10 protein-coding genes are annotated in these 17,476 nt (G+C 58.1%); 6 read left to right on the top strand and 4 right to left on the bottom strand.

Features of this window, described 5'->3' with window-relative positions; genetic code table 11:
* The first annotated feature begins 95 nt into the window (after positions 1 to 95).
* Both ACEPA4_RS04595 and ACEPA4_RS04590 read left to right on the top strand, forming a co-directional pair.
* Entirely contained in the window at positions 96 to 1,592 is a 1,497-nt protein-coding gene (locus ACEPA4_RS04595) for a restriction endonuclease (RefSeq protein ID WP_262090334.1), read from the top strand.
* Between the two features lie 11 nt (positions 1,593 to 1,603).
* The gene (locus ACEPA4_RS04590) at positions 1,604 to 2,377 is read left to right on the top strand and encodes an NYN domain-containing protein (protein ID WP_049450268.1); all 774 of its coding nucleotides are present in this window, start codon (positions 1,604 to 1,606) and stop codon (positions 2,375 to 2,377) included.
* A 512-nt stretch (positions 2,378 to 2,889) separates the two neighbouring features.
* Here the strand turns inward: ACEPA4_RS04590 and ACEPA4_RS04585 are convergent.
* Entirely contained in the window at positions 2,890 to 4,419 is a 1,530-nt protein-coding gene (locus tag ACEPA4_RS04585; RefSeq protein ID WP_262090333.1) for a MobA/MobL family protein, read from the bottom strand.
* A gap of 214 nt (positions 4,420 to 4,633) precedes the next feature.
* Between ACEPA4_RS04585 and ACEPA4_RS04580 the strand changes: the two genes are divergently transcribed.
* Positions 4,634 to 5,038, top strand: a complete 405-nt coding sequence (locus ACEPA4_RS04580) for a hypothetical protein (RefSeq protein ID WP_262090331.1) — start codon at positions 4,634 to 4,636, stop codon at positions 5,036 to 5,038.
* 116 nt (positions 5,039 to 5,154) lie between these two features.
* Entirely contained in the window at positions 5,155 to 6,090 is a 936-nt protein-coding gene (locus tag ACEPA4_RS04575) for a hypothetical protein (RefSeq protein ID WP_262090330.1), read from the top strand.
* On the opposite strand, the gene ACEPA4_RS04570 is transcribed toward ACEPA4_RS04575, so the two are convergent.
* The 3 genes from ACEPA4_RS04570 to ACEPA4_RS04560 all read right to left on the bottom strand — a co-directional run bounded on the left by ACEPA4_RS04570 (position 6,077) and on the right by ACEPA4_RS04560 (position 10,909).
* A complete protein-coding gene (locus ACEPA4_RS04570; protein WP_139042412.1) occupies positions 6,077 to 6,559 on the bottom strand; it encodes a hypothetical protein in 483 nt (160 codons plus the stop codon). The two genes, ACEPA4_RS04575 and ACEPA4_RS04570, sit on opposite strands and share 14 nt — an antisense overlap.
* 1,285 nt (positions 6,560 to 7,844) lie before the next feature.
* Positions 7,845 to 9,611, bottom strand: a complete 1,767-nt coding sequence (herA, locus tag ACEPA4_RS04565) for an anti-phage-associated helicase HerA (protein WP_057503261.1) — start codon at positions 9,609 to 9,611, stop codon at positions 7,845 to 7,847.
* Positions 9,608 to 10,909: an SIR2 family anti-phage-associated protein gene (locus tag ACEPA4_RS04560; RefSeq protein ID WP_074900354.1), complete on the bottom strand. Its 1,302-nt coding sequence runs from the start codon at positions 10,907 to 10,909 to the stop codon at positions 9,608 to 9,610. The genes herA and ACEPA4_RS04560 overlap by 4 nt, the downstream gene beginning before the upstream one ends.
* 999 nt (positions 10,910 to 11,908) lie before the next feature.
* Here ACEPA4_RS04560 and ACEPA4_RS04555 point away from each other — a divergent pair.
* Positions 11,909 to 13,300, top strand: coding sequence for a site-specific integrase (locus ACEPA4_RS04555; RefSeq protein ID WP_262090329.1), 1,392 nt, complete (start codon positions 11,909 to 11,911; stop codon positions 13,298 to 13,300).
* Between the two features lie 345 nt (positions 13,301 to 13,645).
* Entirely contained in the window at positions 13,646 to 17,428 is a 3,783-nt protein-coding gene (locus ACEPA4_RS04550) for a hypothetical protein (RefSeq protein WP_262090328.1), read from the top strand.
* The last annotated feature ends 48 nt before the right edge of the window (positions 17,429 to 17,476 follow it).

The raw sequence follows: 17,476 nt of genomic DNA, 5'->3' as shown, positions 1-17,476 counted from the left end.
CAGCCGGCCGGGCAGCGGCGGCGGCAGAGCGGGAGACCAAACGCCAGCAGAGGATGCAAGCCACTCAACAGAGGCAGTTGGAGCGCCAAGAGCGCATGGCGGCCGCACAGCTGTTGCGAGAGATTCGCGCCTACGAGCTGTCGGAACGGGAAGCCGCTCGCCAAGCCAAAGCGGGATACCTAGAAGATCGACAGGGCGAGGTCGACTATCTCAACGCCGAGTTGAAGGACCGCCTGGAGGAGCTCGAGGGGTTGCTGGTGCACACCCTGTCGGTGAACGACACCATCCGCTTTGACAGCCTACGTCACACCGCCCCCCACCCTGCCTTTGAGGTGCCGAAGGAGTTGGTGCCCGGCTTCGCACCAGCCGCTGCCGAGATCGTCCCGCCGACGGGCCTTGCCCGCTTTTGGCCGGGAGCCGGGAAGAAGCACGCGGCTGCATTGGCGGCGGCGCAACAGGCCCACCAGCAAATCCTCGACCAGTTCCAACGGGCAGAGACGCTAAAGAAGCAGAAGCTGGCTGACCTGCGTGCTCAACACGAGGCTGCTCGCGCCCTCTACGAGGCCGACGTGGCCCGCCGAAACGGGGAAGTTGACGAGTTCCAACGCGCCTACTTGGCCCATGAGCCTGATGCCATCGTGGCCTACAACGACATGGTCTTGGCACGCTCGGAATACCCGACCCAAGGCTTTCCCCAGCGATACAAGCTCGCGTATGCGGACGCGTCCAAGGAACTGATCATCGAATACGACCTTCCAGAGCTTTCGGTCGTTCCCGCGGAGGCCGACTACCGCTACGTCAAGACCCGGGATGCTATCGACGCCAAGGCGCGTAAGGCAAGCGACATCAAAGCGCTCTACCAGGACATCATCGCCTCGATCACCTTGCGCACACTGCACGAGGTGTTTGAAGCCGACCAAGCGGATGCCTTAGCGTTGGTGACCTTCAATGGCGTGGTCGATGCACACGACCCCACCACTGGGCAAGAGGTCCGCGTCCCTGTGGTCTCGGTCCGCGCGACCAAGGCCTCCTTCCTGCAACTACGGCTGGACCGAATAGAAAAGATCCCATGCCTCCGAAACTTGGGCGCTCAGGTATCCAGCCGGCCGGATGAGCTACAAGCCATCAAGCCGATTGTTGAGTTCAACATGGTCGATAAGCGCTTCATTGCCCAGACAGACGTGCTCTCGGGCCTGGAGTCGCGGCCCAACCTGCTGGAGCTGACCCCTGGTGAGTTCGAAGCGCTGGTATCGAATCTCTTTAGTCAAATGGGGTTGGATACAAAGCTGACACGCAGCTCCCGCGACGGCGGCGTGGATGCGGTGGCCTTCGACACCCGGCCGGTGCTTGGTGGAAAGGTCGTCATTCAAGCCAAGCGCTATAAGGACACAGTGGGCGTCAGCGCGGTTCGGGACCTCTACGGAACCATGCTCAACGAAGGTGCCAGCAAAGGCATCCTAGTTTGCACCAGCGGCTACGGCACTGCGGCGTTCGAGTTCGCGAAGGATAAGCCCATCGAGTTGATCGATGGAGGCGGCCTGCTCTACCTCTTAAGGGAGCATGCAGGCCTTGATGCACGTATCGCAGCGTAAGGACCAACAAAATGGCAAACGGATCCGCCGCTCACGATAGCAAAGTGGCTGTGTTGGTCGATTGCGACAATGTAAACCCTGAGATCGTTGACCATGCCCTACTGATGGGAGCGCAGTTCGGCCGGGTGGTGGTTCGGAGGGGTTACGGCAACCACTCCACGCTGACCAAGCGTTGGCAGGAAACACTCGTCCGGCAAGCGTTTACCCCATGCCTGCAATACCAATACGCCGCTGGCAAGAACACGGCGGACATCGCGTTGGCGCTGGACGCCTTAGAAGCCATGTTCGACCAGCGCGCAGACACCTTCTGTTTGGTCACCAGTGACTCTGACTTCGCCTACCTGTGTCGTAAGCTTCGAGAACGAGGAGCCACGGTTTGCATCGTGGGTGAAGCTAAGACGCCAGAGGCGTTGCGTAACGCCTGCGACCAGTTTTTTGAGTGGCAACCAACGGAGTCGAATGCGACCTGCGAAGAGTCGCCTGCTCCGACTGCTAAAGTCGCGCCCAGCAAAGCCGAAGTGGCCAAGCCGATTCCCAAACGCCGCCCTCGCTTCCTTGTCGACGCGGTTGCCTTACTAGCCGATGGGACCACGGACGGGGAAGTGGTGCTAGGGACACTCGGCCACTATCTGAAGCGGACTGACCCATCCTTCTCGCCGAAGGCCTACGGCCACTCCGGCCTCCTGGACATGATCCAGACATATGACCTGCTGACAGCCACACAAGCGCCCGGCGGGCATTGGCTAGTCAGACTGGCACCACAACCCGAATCGACAGCCGCATGACTTTGTTACCGGCAGGCTTCTGTCATCCCTAGGCATTGTGAGTCAATTTCAATATTTGTGAACCAGCGCAGATTCCGTCTCTTGCCAATCTGGGACAAAGTGCTTCGATGTGAAGGCCCTTCATACTGAGAGCTTCAGAGATCCAATGCCTGCCAACGTAGAACTTCGCATCGCCAGCCGCCTTCTGCCCGCCCTCATGGCGCAAAGCGGGACCAGAGACGTCGCCGAACGCGAAGCCGATATTCAACACGCCCTGGATGTAGCCGCCGCTCTGATGCGCCGGTTCGCAGCATCACCTGCCGGACAAGCGCAGCAAGCCTATGTGCCCAGCGCCGGGGCGCGACCTGCCCCTCGGGCGGCGACTGTAAGCCGAGATCAGGTGCCGCCAACGTTCATTTCGCCGGACGAATGGCGCAAGGCACGCGGGCTGGCTCCCGCGCCGGCTCCTCGAAAGCCTTCTGGACCGACGATTCACTGAAAGGCAAAGCCCCGCATCTGCGGGGCTCTTTCGTTCAATGGGGGGTGGGCGGCCGTGGCTTCAAAACTGGCACCGGGGAGTCGGCGACAACCGGAGCCATGGTCTGGCACTCAAGGACGAACTGTGACGGCGAAGGCATGGCCTCCAGTTCGGTCGCTCTACGAAGAACATCCGCATCGACCTCCGCCAATGCCTCGGCGGAGCCCCGCGACCGCGCCTTCTCCAGCTCCTTGGTCCGTTGCTCCAGCGCAGACAGGCGGCGCTCCCGGCGCTGCGTCCATTCGGGGCGCGAGTAGCCGTTGGTTCCCATGGGGTAGTCGGTGTTGAAGCGCTCCCATTCGTGCTGAGCCAGGTGATGTAGACGTTCAGCCCTGCCCAGCGACACCAATCGCAAGGCACGCCCCAGGATTGCCGCTCGCAGTGCCCGGACCTGGAGAACCGCCTTGGTGATCCACTGCCGTAACGGGACGGTCTCCCCAGCCCGCCCAAGTTCGGCTTGAGCCCATTCGAGACCAGCACGGATGCGCTGGGTCGCCAGGTCTGCCCTGGCGCGCGCGATGTCCTGAAGGTCTCGCAGGGCCTGAGCCACGCGCTCGGCGAGGCTGATGGGCCGCTGATCTTCGTTCGCTTCGTGCTGGCGGCCCAAGACCTGAGGCAGCCGCATTCCGGACACGCCTCGAATCTCCAAGCCAGGAGCCAAGCCCCGCATGGAGGACGGCCGGCCACCTTGGCCATGACCGACTGACGGATGCATGGGCACGGCCCTGCCCTCACGCCCAGCTTGAATGGTGAGATGGTCCAGATGTTCGGCGTTGCCGGCCTCAATGGCGTCATTCTCTGCTACCAGCCGGCTGTCCATGCCCTTTCGGGACAGCGCGGCAGCCGCCTTGCCCAGGTGCTTGGTCGGCTCTCGAGACAATGCCACCGCCTGGAGTTCGTCTCCCCGGTCCGACGCCGCCCGAGCCTGCTCTGCCAAGCTGCGGTGATCAATCGTGACCGTCAGGCCAGCGGCTTCAAGATGTGCGTTGGTCGTTTCAGCGACCATTTCCCGGACCCATTGAACCTGCACTTTCCCCGACACGCCCCCATCGAGCTCGCGCGTTTTCTGTCCAAACCCATCCGGACCAATGCGCCTGGTGCTGGCAAGCAGGTGCACGTGATGGTTGAGCCCGTCCGGGGTTCCAGGGGAGTGAATGCTGGCTTGAATGGCGAACTGGTAGCGGTCTACCAACGCCTCGGCAATGGAAAACGCCAAGTGTGCGCGCTGTTCGTCCGAAAGCTCATGGGGCAACGACAGCTCGAACTCGCGAGCCACCGTAGCGTCCTTACGGCGCTCGGCGGCTTCGGCCACGGCCCAAAGCTCGCCGGGCACCAGCGCCCAGTCGGGTGCATCTGGCGGCGCGAGGCAAAAGGTTTCGACAACGCCGCTCCTACGGCGGTAGTCGTGCTGTTGCCCGGTCGCGAAATCGGACAGCAGTAGACCGCCCCGGTAGGCGGCTGCGGCGACGGCGGACTGGCCCTTGCCTCGGCTGAAGGTTTTGACTGATGTGTGGAAGATGGCCATAAAGACTCCTGTGAAAACAGGTTCTTTATGGACCAGCTTTTGCCGTTGGCAAGCCTCGCAGAGGCTTGGGGTCCCAGGGGCGAAGCCCTTGGCGCGCGCATCCGCCAGGATGCCTAAGTGCGCTCTTGCCCTTCCTAGATCTGAAAAGGCAGTGATTAGAATCGGATTCTCAGGTAAATTCACACACTCCCAATGCAACGTCATGGATGTCTGTATGGATAGGAAACAGGCTGGTGAAAGAACTCGTCAGGAGAGTATCGACATACTTGATCAAGCAGCTGCGGCGAAAGGGGACGTGCGAAAGATGCCAGGCATGAAAGACATTTTCGATGCTGCTGAGGCAGTCAGGCCGCTCGACATTCCAAATCCTGTGAACAAGATCACAATCAAAGATGGCGTCGCAGAGGCAACGAAGGCTGAACTCGAACAACTCTCAGACGATTGTGGAGCGCTTAGCAGGCACGCAAAAACCGAAGACGCGGCGAAACGGCAGAGACAAGTGCTTATAGACGCACTGAATAATGAATCGTCCCGGGAAGACGGCGATCCTGCAAGCACAGATGACAGCAAGATCTCGCCTTCCGAGGAGGAGCCCCCCCCTGCACCGCGACGGATCTAGTGGTGTATGCGGGCGGCAGCCAACTGCCTACCCCAAAATACCCAGGTCAACGCCCATCATGCGTAGAGCGAAGGGATACCTGAAAGGTGCCTTCTTCACAAGGGAGCACTACTAATATGAAGAACCACTGGGAAGTGGGTGTAGTCTTAGCGCTGCGCGACGCGCAGTGGCTTCAAGCTAACCCGGGCGCGGAGATCCCCCCTCTGAACATTTCCCTAGATGGGAATGCGGAATCCAAGATGGGCGACGGCGTTCATCAAGTCGGCGAAAAATTCGCCCTATTAGAGATCAAGTCGGATCAATCCGCTTGTCAGAGCGAGTGGACGGGAAGCAAGGGGGAAAAGCGTGCTTACAAGAAGCTCATGGATCTGGCAGCACGCGACGAAGTCAACAATGGTGCAGCCGCGTCGAGGAAGCTCCTGAGCCAGAGCACGCGAGGACACTTTTTTGCATTTTGGGGGCAGACCGAAAGTGCTCAAAGTCATTTCGACCAGCTTTTCCTTCAGCCGTATCTTCTGACTTCCTTAGAAGCCATACCTGCCAAAGCAAGCCATAAAGGACCGGGCTCCTGCTATTCAGGGAGGCCAAGCTCACAGTATGCGTTTGCCCTTATACGCTCACTGACGGTTGGATTGACAGACGGATCGTCTTTTGCTCCTCGCTGGCCTTTAACTCTCGCAGAACTTTTTTCCCTCCACCACACACCCCGCTTCTGCCAGAAGGATCCGGCCGCTACATCCGTTAAAAAGACGGACCTTATGGAGTTGGGCCTTGACGTGGACGAACTCCAAAACTACGTCAACTTCCTATGCATCGAAAGGCAGTCGGACGGATGCGCCAGAAACGCTTTAGGAGAAGAACTTAAGTTGATGCTTATCGGGAGCCAAGGCTTCGTCAGGCACATATCCCACACGAATGAGTTGATGAACGTAATCGCCGCTTACCGAGACAATACCTTGGTGCCCACCCCAGGCCTCACGCCAGAAATCAGCCAGCATCCTCAGCTTTCTGTGACCCAGCCAAAGTCGACGTTTGGCGTCAATGGTCCATGAGGTCCCATACAGAGCGCCATTTTGCTTTGCTGGCAGCATTGCCGTCAGCATATAGACTCGAAACGTCAACCCCCGTCTTTTTCGCATAGCCATCCAAAGCACTGCCAGCCTGAGTTGCTGCGGACACGAGCGATGAATTTTCAGCCCATTCCCTAGCGAAGGCAGCAGACCATACATCCCTAGCCGACACCCTGCGAAACAGGAGAGCATCGGCATTTTCAGCTCCAAATCCGCCAGTGTTCCAGTGCTCTTCGTGACCAGCCTTCGATGCGGCAAAGGAGATATGCATCCCCTCTTTCTCTTTGGTCCACATAAACCTGTGCAGCTGAAGTGCCGCCTCTGCTTTCGCAAGCGCAGTGGTGACGTCGAACTTCCCTAGCCCAACCTTGAAGGCCTCCGTCCAAAAGCGCTCTTCATTGCAGATAGCTGATTCGACCATCACCGTTTGCGTCTCCGACAAAAACGGCATGCTAGACAAGCTTCTGGTTTCGTCAAGCCCTTAGAGATACCCTGAATGCGCTCCCAAGACGACGAATGTCCAAGCTAGAAAGGTGAGGATCCCAGCTCCAGATGGACCCTTGACACCCCGAACTCGACAGGCATCAAAGTGGAGACATGAGGTGGCACAGAGAGCTGCTTACTGACCTATGGACTGTCCTTCAACATAAGCGTAGTCCATCGACTCCTTCCTTGATTGTGAGCGCGGATCGGCCCGCGCTGACGAACCCCAACAGCATCCCCGGATCCTGACGAAAATGGATACGCAGAAAGATGCTCGAAATGGACTTCAACACTTACTGCCACTACACCTACTCGCCAACCCAAGTCATCCAGCCCGACTCTGAATATCCGGCAGACGCCCTGAGAACGCTACTACATTGGTGAACTGTCAACGAAGCCAGATCATCTCGGGACTGGAGAAAAAACGGCCCATTGACACCCATCACGAAGTGATCTCCCTGGAGGACACCACAGTGAGAACAATGGTTGGCCCAATAGTTGACGCCGGCAGTCTGTGACCGTCCGATGCGCAGGAGTGGTGCGGCCTGGTCTACGAACGTCTCCACAGCGGCGTCCAAGGACTCGACATATTGCAGGACGGCGGCATCGGCAACCTCCAGTTCGCCCTCCTCATCGAACTCAGTGAGACGGGGGACCCAGATGGCAGTGACTAGGGTAGGTAAGCCACATTTCCAACAGCCCATGGGAGCTTGGAGCAAAGCAAAGCTGGGTGCTTTAAGATTGAAGTCAGTCACGACCAGAACCTAAATAGTCTCCACGGTCCCAAGATCGGTAGCGCCAAGGGAGAACCTCCTCCAAGGCCGTTATCCGCGGCTCTGGCATCATTGATAGCGCACGTGCGCCCAAACGCAAGCGATCCACGCGTTCATTGGGAACGAATAGCCATGGCTGAAGCCTCCAATCGAGGGGGATACCACAGTCCCTGGCTAAGGCCTCCTTCAATCCAAGCCAATGTTGGTCCCAGCTTTTCAGACGGTTCAAAAGCGCAGGCAGGCGGACAGCGTAGGAGATCTCGCAGAGGTAGGTCGCTCGGTCTCGAACACTCACAGCGACTGCGTCGCAATACCAGTGGGGACCGCTGGTGTCCGGATTACTGCCCGGATTCAACTGGATACAGCACTGAGCATTGACGAAAAGCCTGCGGTCCGCCCGCAGGAAGTCTAGAACTACCCCTTCGAAATGATCCACGTTGCCTTGCCCCTCATGCTTACTGCTACTTGGACCTGGCCACCCTACAAGAACTTGTTTACGTCGAACCCGCTGTGACTATCAGCCCATTGGTTGAACCGCCCGTCTTCCGAACGAGGCAGCGGGTCCGCGGTCGGTGCACGGACCAGGGTAGCCATCTGTAGGCTGCCACCAAAGGCCAAGGCGTTCTGACGAGCTAGACCAGCAATGCGCCGCACCTCTCGCTTGTCCGCCCACTCGCTTGCCGCCTGGATGGCTGATAAGTCCTTCTCCGAAGACAATCGGAAGGATATCCAGGTGTTGCACTGTGAAAGCACGGTTGGAGAAATCTCCGACGGGCGCTGGGTGCTCAACCAGAGCGCCAGTCCGAACTTGCGCCCCTCTTTGGCTAGGCGCTCATATGCCAATGCGTTGTTCACAGCCTCGTCGCCGGTTCCCATCTGACGCAGGTAGTGGTGCGCTTCCTCCAGGACCAACAGGGTCTCTCGTTTGTTCTCTTGGCCACGGCTAAAGAGCTCGAAAGCATAGAGCTCCAAAATGGCCCCCAAGATAAATGGGGTTAGGTCATGAGACACGCGGCGAAGGTCGACGATGTGCACCCGCCACTCCACCTCGTCCCCGCCGAACAGACGCTCAACGACCTCCTTTGACTCGTTTCGCCAACTAAGTGGACCACCGCAGCCAGCGCCGCCAGCCACGCTCACAACGTCCTTGAACATTTCGTCATCCACGAACCTCGCGATTCGGGTAATGAGTGGAGCAATATTTCCGTAGTTCCAGGCGTTGCGTTCGAACCCATTCCTCGCCGGCGCAATGGCGTGGCTATCAGCGATCAGTGGACCGAGGGCCTGCATGGGAGGCCACGAGAGCGCCGGTGGGGGCGTGCCTGCACGTAGGCTTTCGATGATGGCCTGCGCCTCGTATACACGCTCACTTCTACAGTCGTCGAACAACGATGGTTGTGCATCTGCCGCCAAGCCCACGCCACCGGATGCTTGGAACCACTTCACTTGGTTAAGGTGGTCCAAGGCAAAGGTCAGAGCCGGCCGTTGAGTCTTATCGCTGGGCAACAACAGCCGTTGCATGCCGAGACGACCCAATGCGTAGTAAGGGATGCGGTAGCTGTCCGAATCCGACCCACCGATCCGAGTGACCTTGATGGCATTCGGAGGGTAGTTGCTCGCGGGAAAGGCGTCTTCGTATTCACCGTTGATATCGAAGATGACGACGCGTGCCTTAGGCATCTTCGCGATTTGCTGGAGCACCGCAGCCGTGAAGCAGCTCTTGCCTTGCCCTGAGCTTCCGAGCACCGCCACATGCCTGGACACCAAACTCTGTAGGTCAATGGTCAGGCGGCCGCCGCCTCGGAGGTCATCCCCTAAGTGGATGCCCGCCGGCGTGGCCGCGTCGCCACCCAGGATCGATGAAAGCTCGTCGTCGGTGAGCGGGAAGGCCTCTGCACCCAGTGCCGGCGAGGAAAGCGAATCTGACACGAACGTCAGTCGCCCGGCCTCGCGGCGCAGTCGACCGACGACCAAGCCAGTGAGGTGACGCAAGGGTTCGGAGGAAACCGAAGTCCCCGAAAGTCCGACCCGGTGAACCTCTTTGGGCTCGGCAAACGATAGGGACTGAACCTTCATCACCAATAGCCGCCCCCCGGATTCAATCCCTAGGAGGCTGCCGACTTCAGTGACCACAGAGACGCCATGGACGTGAGCAGCCAACTGGCCCCGATGGACATCCATCAGGTTCAGAGTGATATCCACGCCATCGATTTGGACAACATAGCCTATGGCTTGGCGGCTCCTCATGGCACGTCGTCCTCGGCTCCGTCCGGCCTCTCAGGCATCAGTCGCCTGCGCAGATCTGCCAGTTCCTGATCGTAAACCGCTGGGTCGGGAAGATCATTTGCTAAGGCACTGGTGAAGGCCCTACTTCCCCCACCAACGATGGTCAGGCGTGGCGTCTGAAGAGCAAGGAGTCTTCGCACGGTTTGCGGAAGGTCCGCCGCTGCGGGGTCTCCCTTGAACTCTGGCAAATACACGACTACCTGGAGAGTGGGATTGAGCAGGGCAGAGCGGATAAGACGGTTGATGTGCTCGTCGCCGAAGCCATAGCCATTTATCAGCAGAGCCGTCTGCGGGCGGGCCATGAACTCCGCGAATCGTCGCAGCAGTTCGCCCATCACATAGCCGACGGTCTGAAGATACTTGGCAGCGCGGGGGAGGACCAAGTAGCTCAGCTTGTCCGCGAACCCGGTCAAGAACTCATCGATATCGCGCCAAGCTTCAGACGCCGGCACCTCATACAAGCTGTGGTCAACCTCTTTCCAGGTCAGCGAGCCGTGGAGCTTGGCCAAGTAGACGTTGTAGACGCCGAAACGGGCTTCTCCCTTGGCTTGGGCATTGCGGAACCCGAGGTCGAAGCTCTGGGGTGAGAAGCGGCGGCTGTGCACGCCCAGGAACCCATTAATGACCTGAAGGTCGACCGATTCGGCTGCCCATTCAATGGCTAAGTCGTAGTTGGTTGTGAAGATCCAAGGAGCCGGTTGACCAGGCTGACGAGCAGCAGTGAGCTTCTGAAGTATGGAGCGATGTGCTCCCAGCTCTTCGGCTAGATCAGCACCTAACGGAGACGTCCACCAATCTTCCTTCAGCTTCGCTGCACTAACTACAGATCTGAAAAGCGCTGCCCTAGCGGCTTGGGCTCGGGTGATTTCCGAGCTCTCTTGGCGCTCCCACTCAAGGATGGCTATCTCCAGCCTGTCCAGCAGCACTTCAAAGTTGGGCAAGCTGGCAGTGAGCCCTGTGATAAACGGATTTGTCGATGCCGTGGTAGCCCCCGCAGACAGAGCCGGAAGTGGCGGAAGCGGCAATCTCCGCTCATCCTCGGTGATGAACTTCTGGGACAGAAGCCATTCCGCATCGGCAGGACTGTCCCTCAGGAAGGATGTCCACAGCGTCCTCATCGTCTGCCCGCCCGCGGAGCACGATGCCCCTGCCCCCAACAGCAGGCCTACGTTCTCCAGTCGCAAAAGAGATGCGAGGTAAGCCTGCAGCTCAAGCTCGTCCGTGATCGGCTTTCCGCCGCGATACGCAGTAATACCCATAAAGCCCCCTGTTTCCGTGTCGCTGCCCTCCCCTGCGCACAGGCCGGACCGCAGCGTTCAAGCGCAGCTGTAGGAAGCGCCCTAGGCCCCTGCTGCCGAAACTACTTTGAAGTCTGTGACCAGCCACCCGTAGGCGTCTGATAGAGCGCCCGGCAGGGAAGCCCTATCAACACAGGCGATCTCGACTTCGGACGGAAGCATCACCGACGCGCCATCCACGTCCCAAATGATGTCGCATACCCGAAAGATGGTCATCTGCTCCCCAGCCACGGTCTCTCCTGAACTCAAAAAGCCACTCCCCTCCTTGGAGGCGCTCCCTCGCTTTCCTAACCACGCAAGAAGGAGGGAGGGCGTAAGCCCTCCCCCCATCCGTCACTTCTCTTCGAAGTGATGGTTGTTCTGACTGGGCGGGAAACGTTCGCCCTTTTCGACGCGGCGATCGCTCGAGCTGCCCGCATACGTTCCCGTTGCATCGTTGTATTGCCCATAGGTCGCAGTCTTCGGGCACTCCTGCCCAGACCAATACTTACCACCAGCCATCGCAAACTCCTTCTGTCGAATGTGGGAAAACTCGTCAGGTCCCTCCTGACGCTTCGATTCTGAGATCACCATCACAGAATGTAAAGCGTCCGATACCTAAACACGGCGACGAACCACTGCCAGTCCTCGATAGGTGTCACCGACTGATTAACTGCACTTAACAAACTAACAAAATCAACAATCGTTTATCTTGCATTCATGTTGAATCGTGCCTTTTGTTAGCTTATGCCAGTTAAACAGTACGGCAATGACTCCGAAAAAGGTCCACCCTACCGAACGCAAACCATTGATTAACTGGCAAATGCAGGCGCATTCTGGCGCGGTACGATTGGCTAGGCCGACGTGCAAAACGGCACCTCCCACGCGATGCCTAAAGCCGTAAACAAAACCCCGATTTTTCGTTGACGATTTTTAGGCCCGCAGTATCTGTACTTCCATCCTTCAGATGGAAGCAACACAATGACCTCCCCCACCTCGAAACACCTCAACTCCTACCTCGCAGATCCGACGGGCACCCTCAAACTGACAAATGTGCGCATTGGCCGCGTCCGCATCGGTGAAATGATCGTGACTGGCCGAGAGGCCGCCATCCATGCTCAAGAGATCATCAACGACGCCTGCGAGCGGACCCGTCGGGCGCTCCTTGGAAAGAATGGCACGCGCCACCCTGAGCCTCTCCCCGTGGCCGCCCCCGCTCGATTGCTCTCCATTGAGATCCGGGACTACCTGGCTGACCGCGAGCGCATGGGCCTGACACGCAACACCATCGAAGCCACAGCGCGGTCACTGAAGATGCTCCTGATGGCCTGCGGGGATATTCCGGTGTCCCGGGTCGACCACGTGCATATCTACCGACTCTGGGAGCTGATGCGCTGGGCTCCGCCACTTCTACAGTCAGATCCTCAGTATCGGAACTACACGTATGAGCAGGCGGTGGCCCAGGGGAAGGCGCTCTGCGTCCAGCCGCCTGCACCGGCCACCGTAGAGAAGCACCGACGGTTCCTGGTCACCTTCTTTGGGCGGCTGGACAAGGCGAAAGCCATTGCGGGCTCTCCCATGCACTTCTTCCCAGAGGCGAAGAAGGATCTGGTCATTGACCCCGACAAGGCCGAGCGCTTGTTTGACGAAGAAGATTTGCGTCGCATCTTTACCCCCAACACATTCATCCCCTGGGCCATGAAAGCGCCCCACCGGTGGTGGGTGCCGATGATTGGACTCTACACGGGAGCGCGTATCAATGAAGTCGCTCAGCTGAAGCTCGCAGACATTGTCCAGGAGAGCGGCGTTTGGTGCATCAAGATTCAGAAGACGGTAGACGCGGACCTGAGCCACAGAGACAGGAACCGGAGCCGACAAAGCCTAAAAGGCAAAGCAGCCGTTCGGACGCTCCCCATTCCCCAACCGCTGCTCGATGCTGGTTTCCTGGCGTTCGTAGAGGACATCCGAGCTTGTGGCCATCCTCGCCTCTTCCCCCACTTGTCTGCCGGCGTGCGACGCGACAATGGCGACACCAACGCCCGTTACAGCCAAGGCGTCCTCAATCAGTTCAGCCGATACATGAAGGATCTCGGCTTTCCTAAAGGCGTCGGGTTCCACGCTTTCCGGCATACCCTTGCCACGGAGCTACATCACATGGGGGTGGCCGATGAGGACATTGCCCTGGTCACCGGCCACTCCATCAGCAAGCGGGTCCCTGTGCTGCACGAGGCCTATTTCCACAAGAAGCCAGCGCAAGCACGAACGAAGCAGATCGCAGTCCTGGAGAAGTATCGCCCTGATGTGGTGCTTCCGGTCTACCAAGCGGGGCAGTTCAAGGGGGCGTTGTCCGACCCTCGCAAGTTCTACCCGTAAGCCATCCGTAGACGATGAGAAGTCCTTCGCGAGCCGGGGACTTCTCGCAGCTTCAACTACTGTGGTCGAACAGTCAGGACCAGTGCGGGAGGACATCCAAGTCTTGCACCCGGGCATCTATTCGTCGCGCAGCCATCTCCACTCGAACACACAGAGTCCTCTGCGAAAAACCAACCTTAAGGAGATTCTAAATGGGGACTCGTTTCGCGTCCTGGACTGTGGCTGCTTTGAGCCATGAGCTGCCGGCATTGAGCCGGGGCCGATTGACTGCGATCATCCATTCGACCGTTATCGGCTGAAGCCATGCATCCTTTCTTTAGAATCCAACCAGAAATGATCCAGCGCTTGGATGACACGACTGCCAGGCAACTGATCGGCAGGCTTTGCGAGAGAGACATAGCTCGCTCAGGGTTGCCTCCCTGTGTCTTCTACGGTGGCGATCAAAGGGCGACTGACGATGGAGTGGATGTCGAGATTACCTGCAAGCCCACGAAGCGATTGAACGAGAAGCTCACCCGCAGCGTAGCGATCGTTCAAGTTAAAGCAGAGAAGAAGCCTTTCGGGCCACAGAGAATCAAGCGCGAGATGCAGCCGAAAGGTCGCCTGCGAACGTGTATTACTGGACTCGCCAAAGGTCACGGCCTCTATCTTATCGTCTCAACGAAAGAGAATCCTTCATTCAAGGTCAGGACGGCTCGAGTTGAGGCCATGCGAGGTGTCCTAGCTAGCAACGGCCTATCCACGAAGGTAGAAGTGGACTTCTACGGGGCGCAGGAGGTTGCGAGCTGGGTCGAATCGCATCCAGCTATAGCGATTTGGCTAAGAGAGGTGCTCGGTCAGCCACTGTCAGGCTGGAAGGGATATGGGCCCTGGGCATACAGGGAAACAAGTCTCGACCGAGAGTTCATCTTGGACGAGGAAGGCCGAGTTTCACTTCCAGGAAGAACGGAACGGGGGACGGTCGCGGAAGCGATTGTCGCTATACGGCGCGACCTTAGGGCTGGGAGCACAGTCCGGCTCTTGGGCCTTTCAGGCTTGGGAAAAACGAGGCTCGCCCAAGCTCTGTTTGACCCTCGGATTGAGGCGCATGAACCAGCCCTGTCGCCCACCAGTGCGATCTATACCGATATCGGTGACCGACCCTCACCCTCGCCTGAAGAGATGCTGGGAGCGATTTCCCTGTCAGCAGGTCCAACAGTCTTGGTCATCGATAACTGCGGACAGGACACCCACAACGCTCTAGTGGAGGCTTGCATCAAGGCATCCATCAGCCTGGGCCTCCTTACCATTGAATATGACGTTAGAGACAAGCTAGCCCCGTCAACTCGGGCCTACGAGCTGGAAGGTGCATCTGACGCGACCATAGATGAGATCCTTCGGGAACGTTATAAGCATCTGAGCTACCCCGACCGCGACGTGATTGTTCGAGCAAGTGATGGTAACGCCCGCCTTGCCATGGCGATTGCCGAGACGGCTCCTCAATCGGACCAGCTCTCATCTCTTGAAGATGGCGAACTATTCCGCCGTTTGTTTCATCAACGGGCTGACACAGGCGACGAGTTGCTGCGCTGCGCGCGGGCTGCCAGCTTGCTCTACTCCTTCAACGGAGAGGACATGGAGGAAGGCTCAGAGCTCAGGGTGCTCTCCGAACTCGCAGAAGTCTCGCCCAGCACCTTCTATCGCCAAATGGCTGACCTCAAACGAAGAGGGCTCTTGCAGTCGCGGGGAAAGATGCGCGCGATTCTGCCCCAGGCGATCGCAAACTATCTGGCCAATGAGTGTCTTCAAGAAATCAGTCCATCAAAGGTGACAGACAGCCTTTTTGACAACGCCACATCGCGCGTCAAGGCTTCTTTTGGCAATCGCCTAAGCAACCTAGGTAACTCTAGCATTGGCAGTCAGGTAGTCACGTCGTGGCTATCGAAAGGCGGTGCTCTTTCAAAGATAGCGTCTCTTAACAACGAGGAGATGCTCACGTTCAAAAGGGTTGCGCCAATCAACCCCTCCATGGCACTCGCTGCAGTCGAAGACTTCTTGCATGATGGCGAGCTAGGAAATCGCCTGGCACATGAGATTCCGGATCTCTCTAGTTTGGTGAACGCCATCGCATACGATCCAAATCTCTTCAGCCGGTCCGTATCCGCATTGCAAGCGCTAGTGAGGCTCGATGAGTCCACAAAGAGCGACAACAGTGGCTCGCGTAAAAATCTAACTACCCTGTTCCAGATTATTCAGTCAGGGACGCACGCCCCCATTGGGATGCGCACTAGCGCGATCCGGGAGATGCTTAGTTCACATGACGAACATGTATTTGAAATAGGACTGCATTGCCTTGATGCTTCGCTCCAAACACTTGGGCTGTCTAGTTCGGGTAACCATCGATTCGGGGCTCGCAGTCGAGACTACGGCTGGAGGCCACAGTCGTTGGACGATCAGCAGCTCTGGTTCGCTGAGTTCTTGGCCGTTGCGGGCGATTTCGCCTCGTCCCCAAACGAGCGTGGGGCGCTTGTCCGCTCTACGATTGGAAAGCGCGCCAGGGACCTTCTGCACTTGGACGACAAGACTATCAATTCGCTCGTTCAGCTCACGCCTGTCTTCCAGACGGAGGATGGCTGGCCGGAGGCTTGGACTGCGGCAAAGCTGTTGCTCCGCCGAACAAATATTAGTGAAGACCTGCGCCGACGGGTCACCACGTTTGCCCAGACGGTCGCCCCTCGTGGGCTGCGCCAACGTGTGGTGGCAAAACTGCACTCGCGAGAGCTCTTTGACGATGAAGAGTTCGAGGTAGATCAATACGCCGAGCGGGAGAAGGAGTCTCAGCTCGAAGCGGTGTCTGTTGGCAAGGAACTTGGGAAGGATGGAGCGCTACTATCGGAGATGCTTCCTCGGCTCATGGAGCGAGGTTCCCGCGGACTGCTTTTCAGCCTCGGGCAGGGGGTGGCGGTCTCAATCGAGGATATCCCGCCACTTCTTGACAAGATCGGAGGGATCCTGGGTGACACCGATGAGCAGCTCTTGAGCACGATTTTCCTGCGAGGCGTGATGTCTGGCTGGTCGGAGCGCGACTTGAGCCAGACAAACACCTTCTTAGACAACTCAATACACAGCCCTATCTGGGCTCGCTGGTATTCGGAGCTCCAGTCGGCAGTCACCTTTGATGACCGCGCCTTAGTGCGCACTATAGAGGCGATTGAACACGGGGCGGCTCCTGTTGAAGAGTTCACGTGGCTTAGCGTGGGCCGCACACTGTCACCGCACCGGGTCGCTGAGTTTGGAAGGCTTATTGACGCCCTTGCTAGTAGAGGGACAGGTGGCATCCACACTGCCCTCGACACCCTGCACATGCAAGTCTACAGCTCTAAGGAGTTGGCGCAATCTGAGCAGGCCGAACTTGGGGCTTATTGCCTAAGCTTCTTGTTGCGCTACGACTGGACTGAGTTGAAGGTCGACCAAACCATGGTCGAACATGATTTGGAAGAGGTCTTCGCTTACGCCGCAAGGCATGCAAGTGGATTCGATTCGCTCAAAGAGCTGATAGACAAGGTCATCAAGCACCGCAGTAGAGGCAGTCGCTTCGACAGGACCTCCAAGGGACGCTTGATCGGTCCCGCCCTGACTAGGTATCCAAGTCAGTGTCTGACTTATTTAATCAGCCACCCACTGTTGAGCCAACCTGAGGATGCCGCCGAACTGCTCTTGCTCGAGAGTCCTAATGTAGATCGGGGATTGAGCGGCAACGTTTCGGACGAAGCTCTTCTGAGCTGGGTCATGGAGGATCCCGAGCTGAGGGCTAGTTTTGCGATGAGGATCTGCCGACTCGAGGCCTCCTCGCCCCAAGAGGTAGAAGGCGAAGTTACCTTCGCATTGGCACGCAGGCTCTATGAATTATCCACAGACAGAGCCGAAGTGATCGTCATCCTTGGCAGCCGCCTGGTCAGCAGCTCGTTCTCTAGCCGGGAGATTCCATACATGAGTTCGGGGATCAACCTGATAGATGTATTGCCCGCACCCGCCACGCAGAAGGAAGCTGAGGAGAGGAGTCGAATCCGAGAAGAACTCTCCAGCCGCATCGAGTGGATGACCGAACTGGGGAGACCTAGCAGGATGGAGCCTGAAGGGTTTGAGTAGCGTCTACGCTGATAGAAATTTGAGTGTTTCGTCCCCGCCGAGCCCCCT

This window comes from Stenotrophomonas sp. P2112 (genome assembly GCF_041897515.1).
In the GTDB taxonomy this organism is placed as follows: domain Bacteria; phylum Pseudomonadota; class Gammaproteobacteria; order Xanthomonadales; family Xanthomonadaceae; genus Stenotrophomonas; species Stenotrophomonas sepilia.
The sequence above is the reverse complement of the archived record's forward strand: the minus strand, read 5'-3'. Positions and strand labels throughout refer to the sequence as shown.

What these genes read in the sequence shown, in the direction of transcription:
- ACEPA4_RS04595 (WP_262090334.1), top strand. Translation starts at nt 96, where the DNA reads ATGGCGGCCGCACAGCTGTTGCGAGAGATTCGCGCCTACGAGCTGTCG.
- ACEPA4_RS04590 (WP_049450268.1), top strand. Translation starts at nt 1,604, where the DNA reads ATGGCAAACGGATCCGCCGCTCACGATAGCAAAGTGGCTGTGTTGGTC.
- ACEPA4_RS04585 (WP_262090333.1), bottom strand. Translation starts at nt 4,419, where the DNA reads ATGGCCATCTTCCACACATCAGTCAAAACCTTCAGCCGAGGCAAGGGC.
- ACEPA4_RS04580 (WP_262090331.1), top strand. Translation starts at nt 4,634, where the DNA reads ATGGATAGGAAACAGGCTGGTGAAAGAACTCGTCAGGAGAGTATCGAC.
- ACEPA4_RS04575 (WP_262090330.1), top strand. Translation starts at nt 5,155, where the DNA reads ATGAAGAACCACTGGGAAGTGGGTGTAGTCTTAGCGCTGCGCGACGCG.
- ACEPA4_RS04570 (WP_139042412.1), bottom strand. Translation starts at nt 6,559, where the DNA reads ATGCCGTTTTTGTCGGAGACGCAAACGGTGATGGTCGAATCAGCTATC.
- herA (WP_057503261.1), bottom strand. Translation starts at nt 9,611, where the DNA reads ATGAGGAGCCGCCAAGCCATAGGCTATGTTGTCCAAATCGATGGCGTG.
- ACEPA4_RS04560 (WP_074900354.1), bottom strand. Translation starts at nt 10,909, where the DNA reads ATGGGTATTACTGCGTATCGCGGCGGAAAGCCGATCACGGACGAGCTT.
- ACEPA4_RS04555 (WP_262090329.1), top strand. Translation starts at nt 11,909, where the DNA reads ATGACCTCCCCCACCTCGAAACACCTCAACTCCTACCTCGCAGATCCG.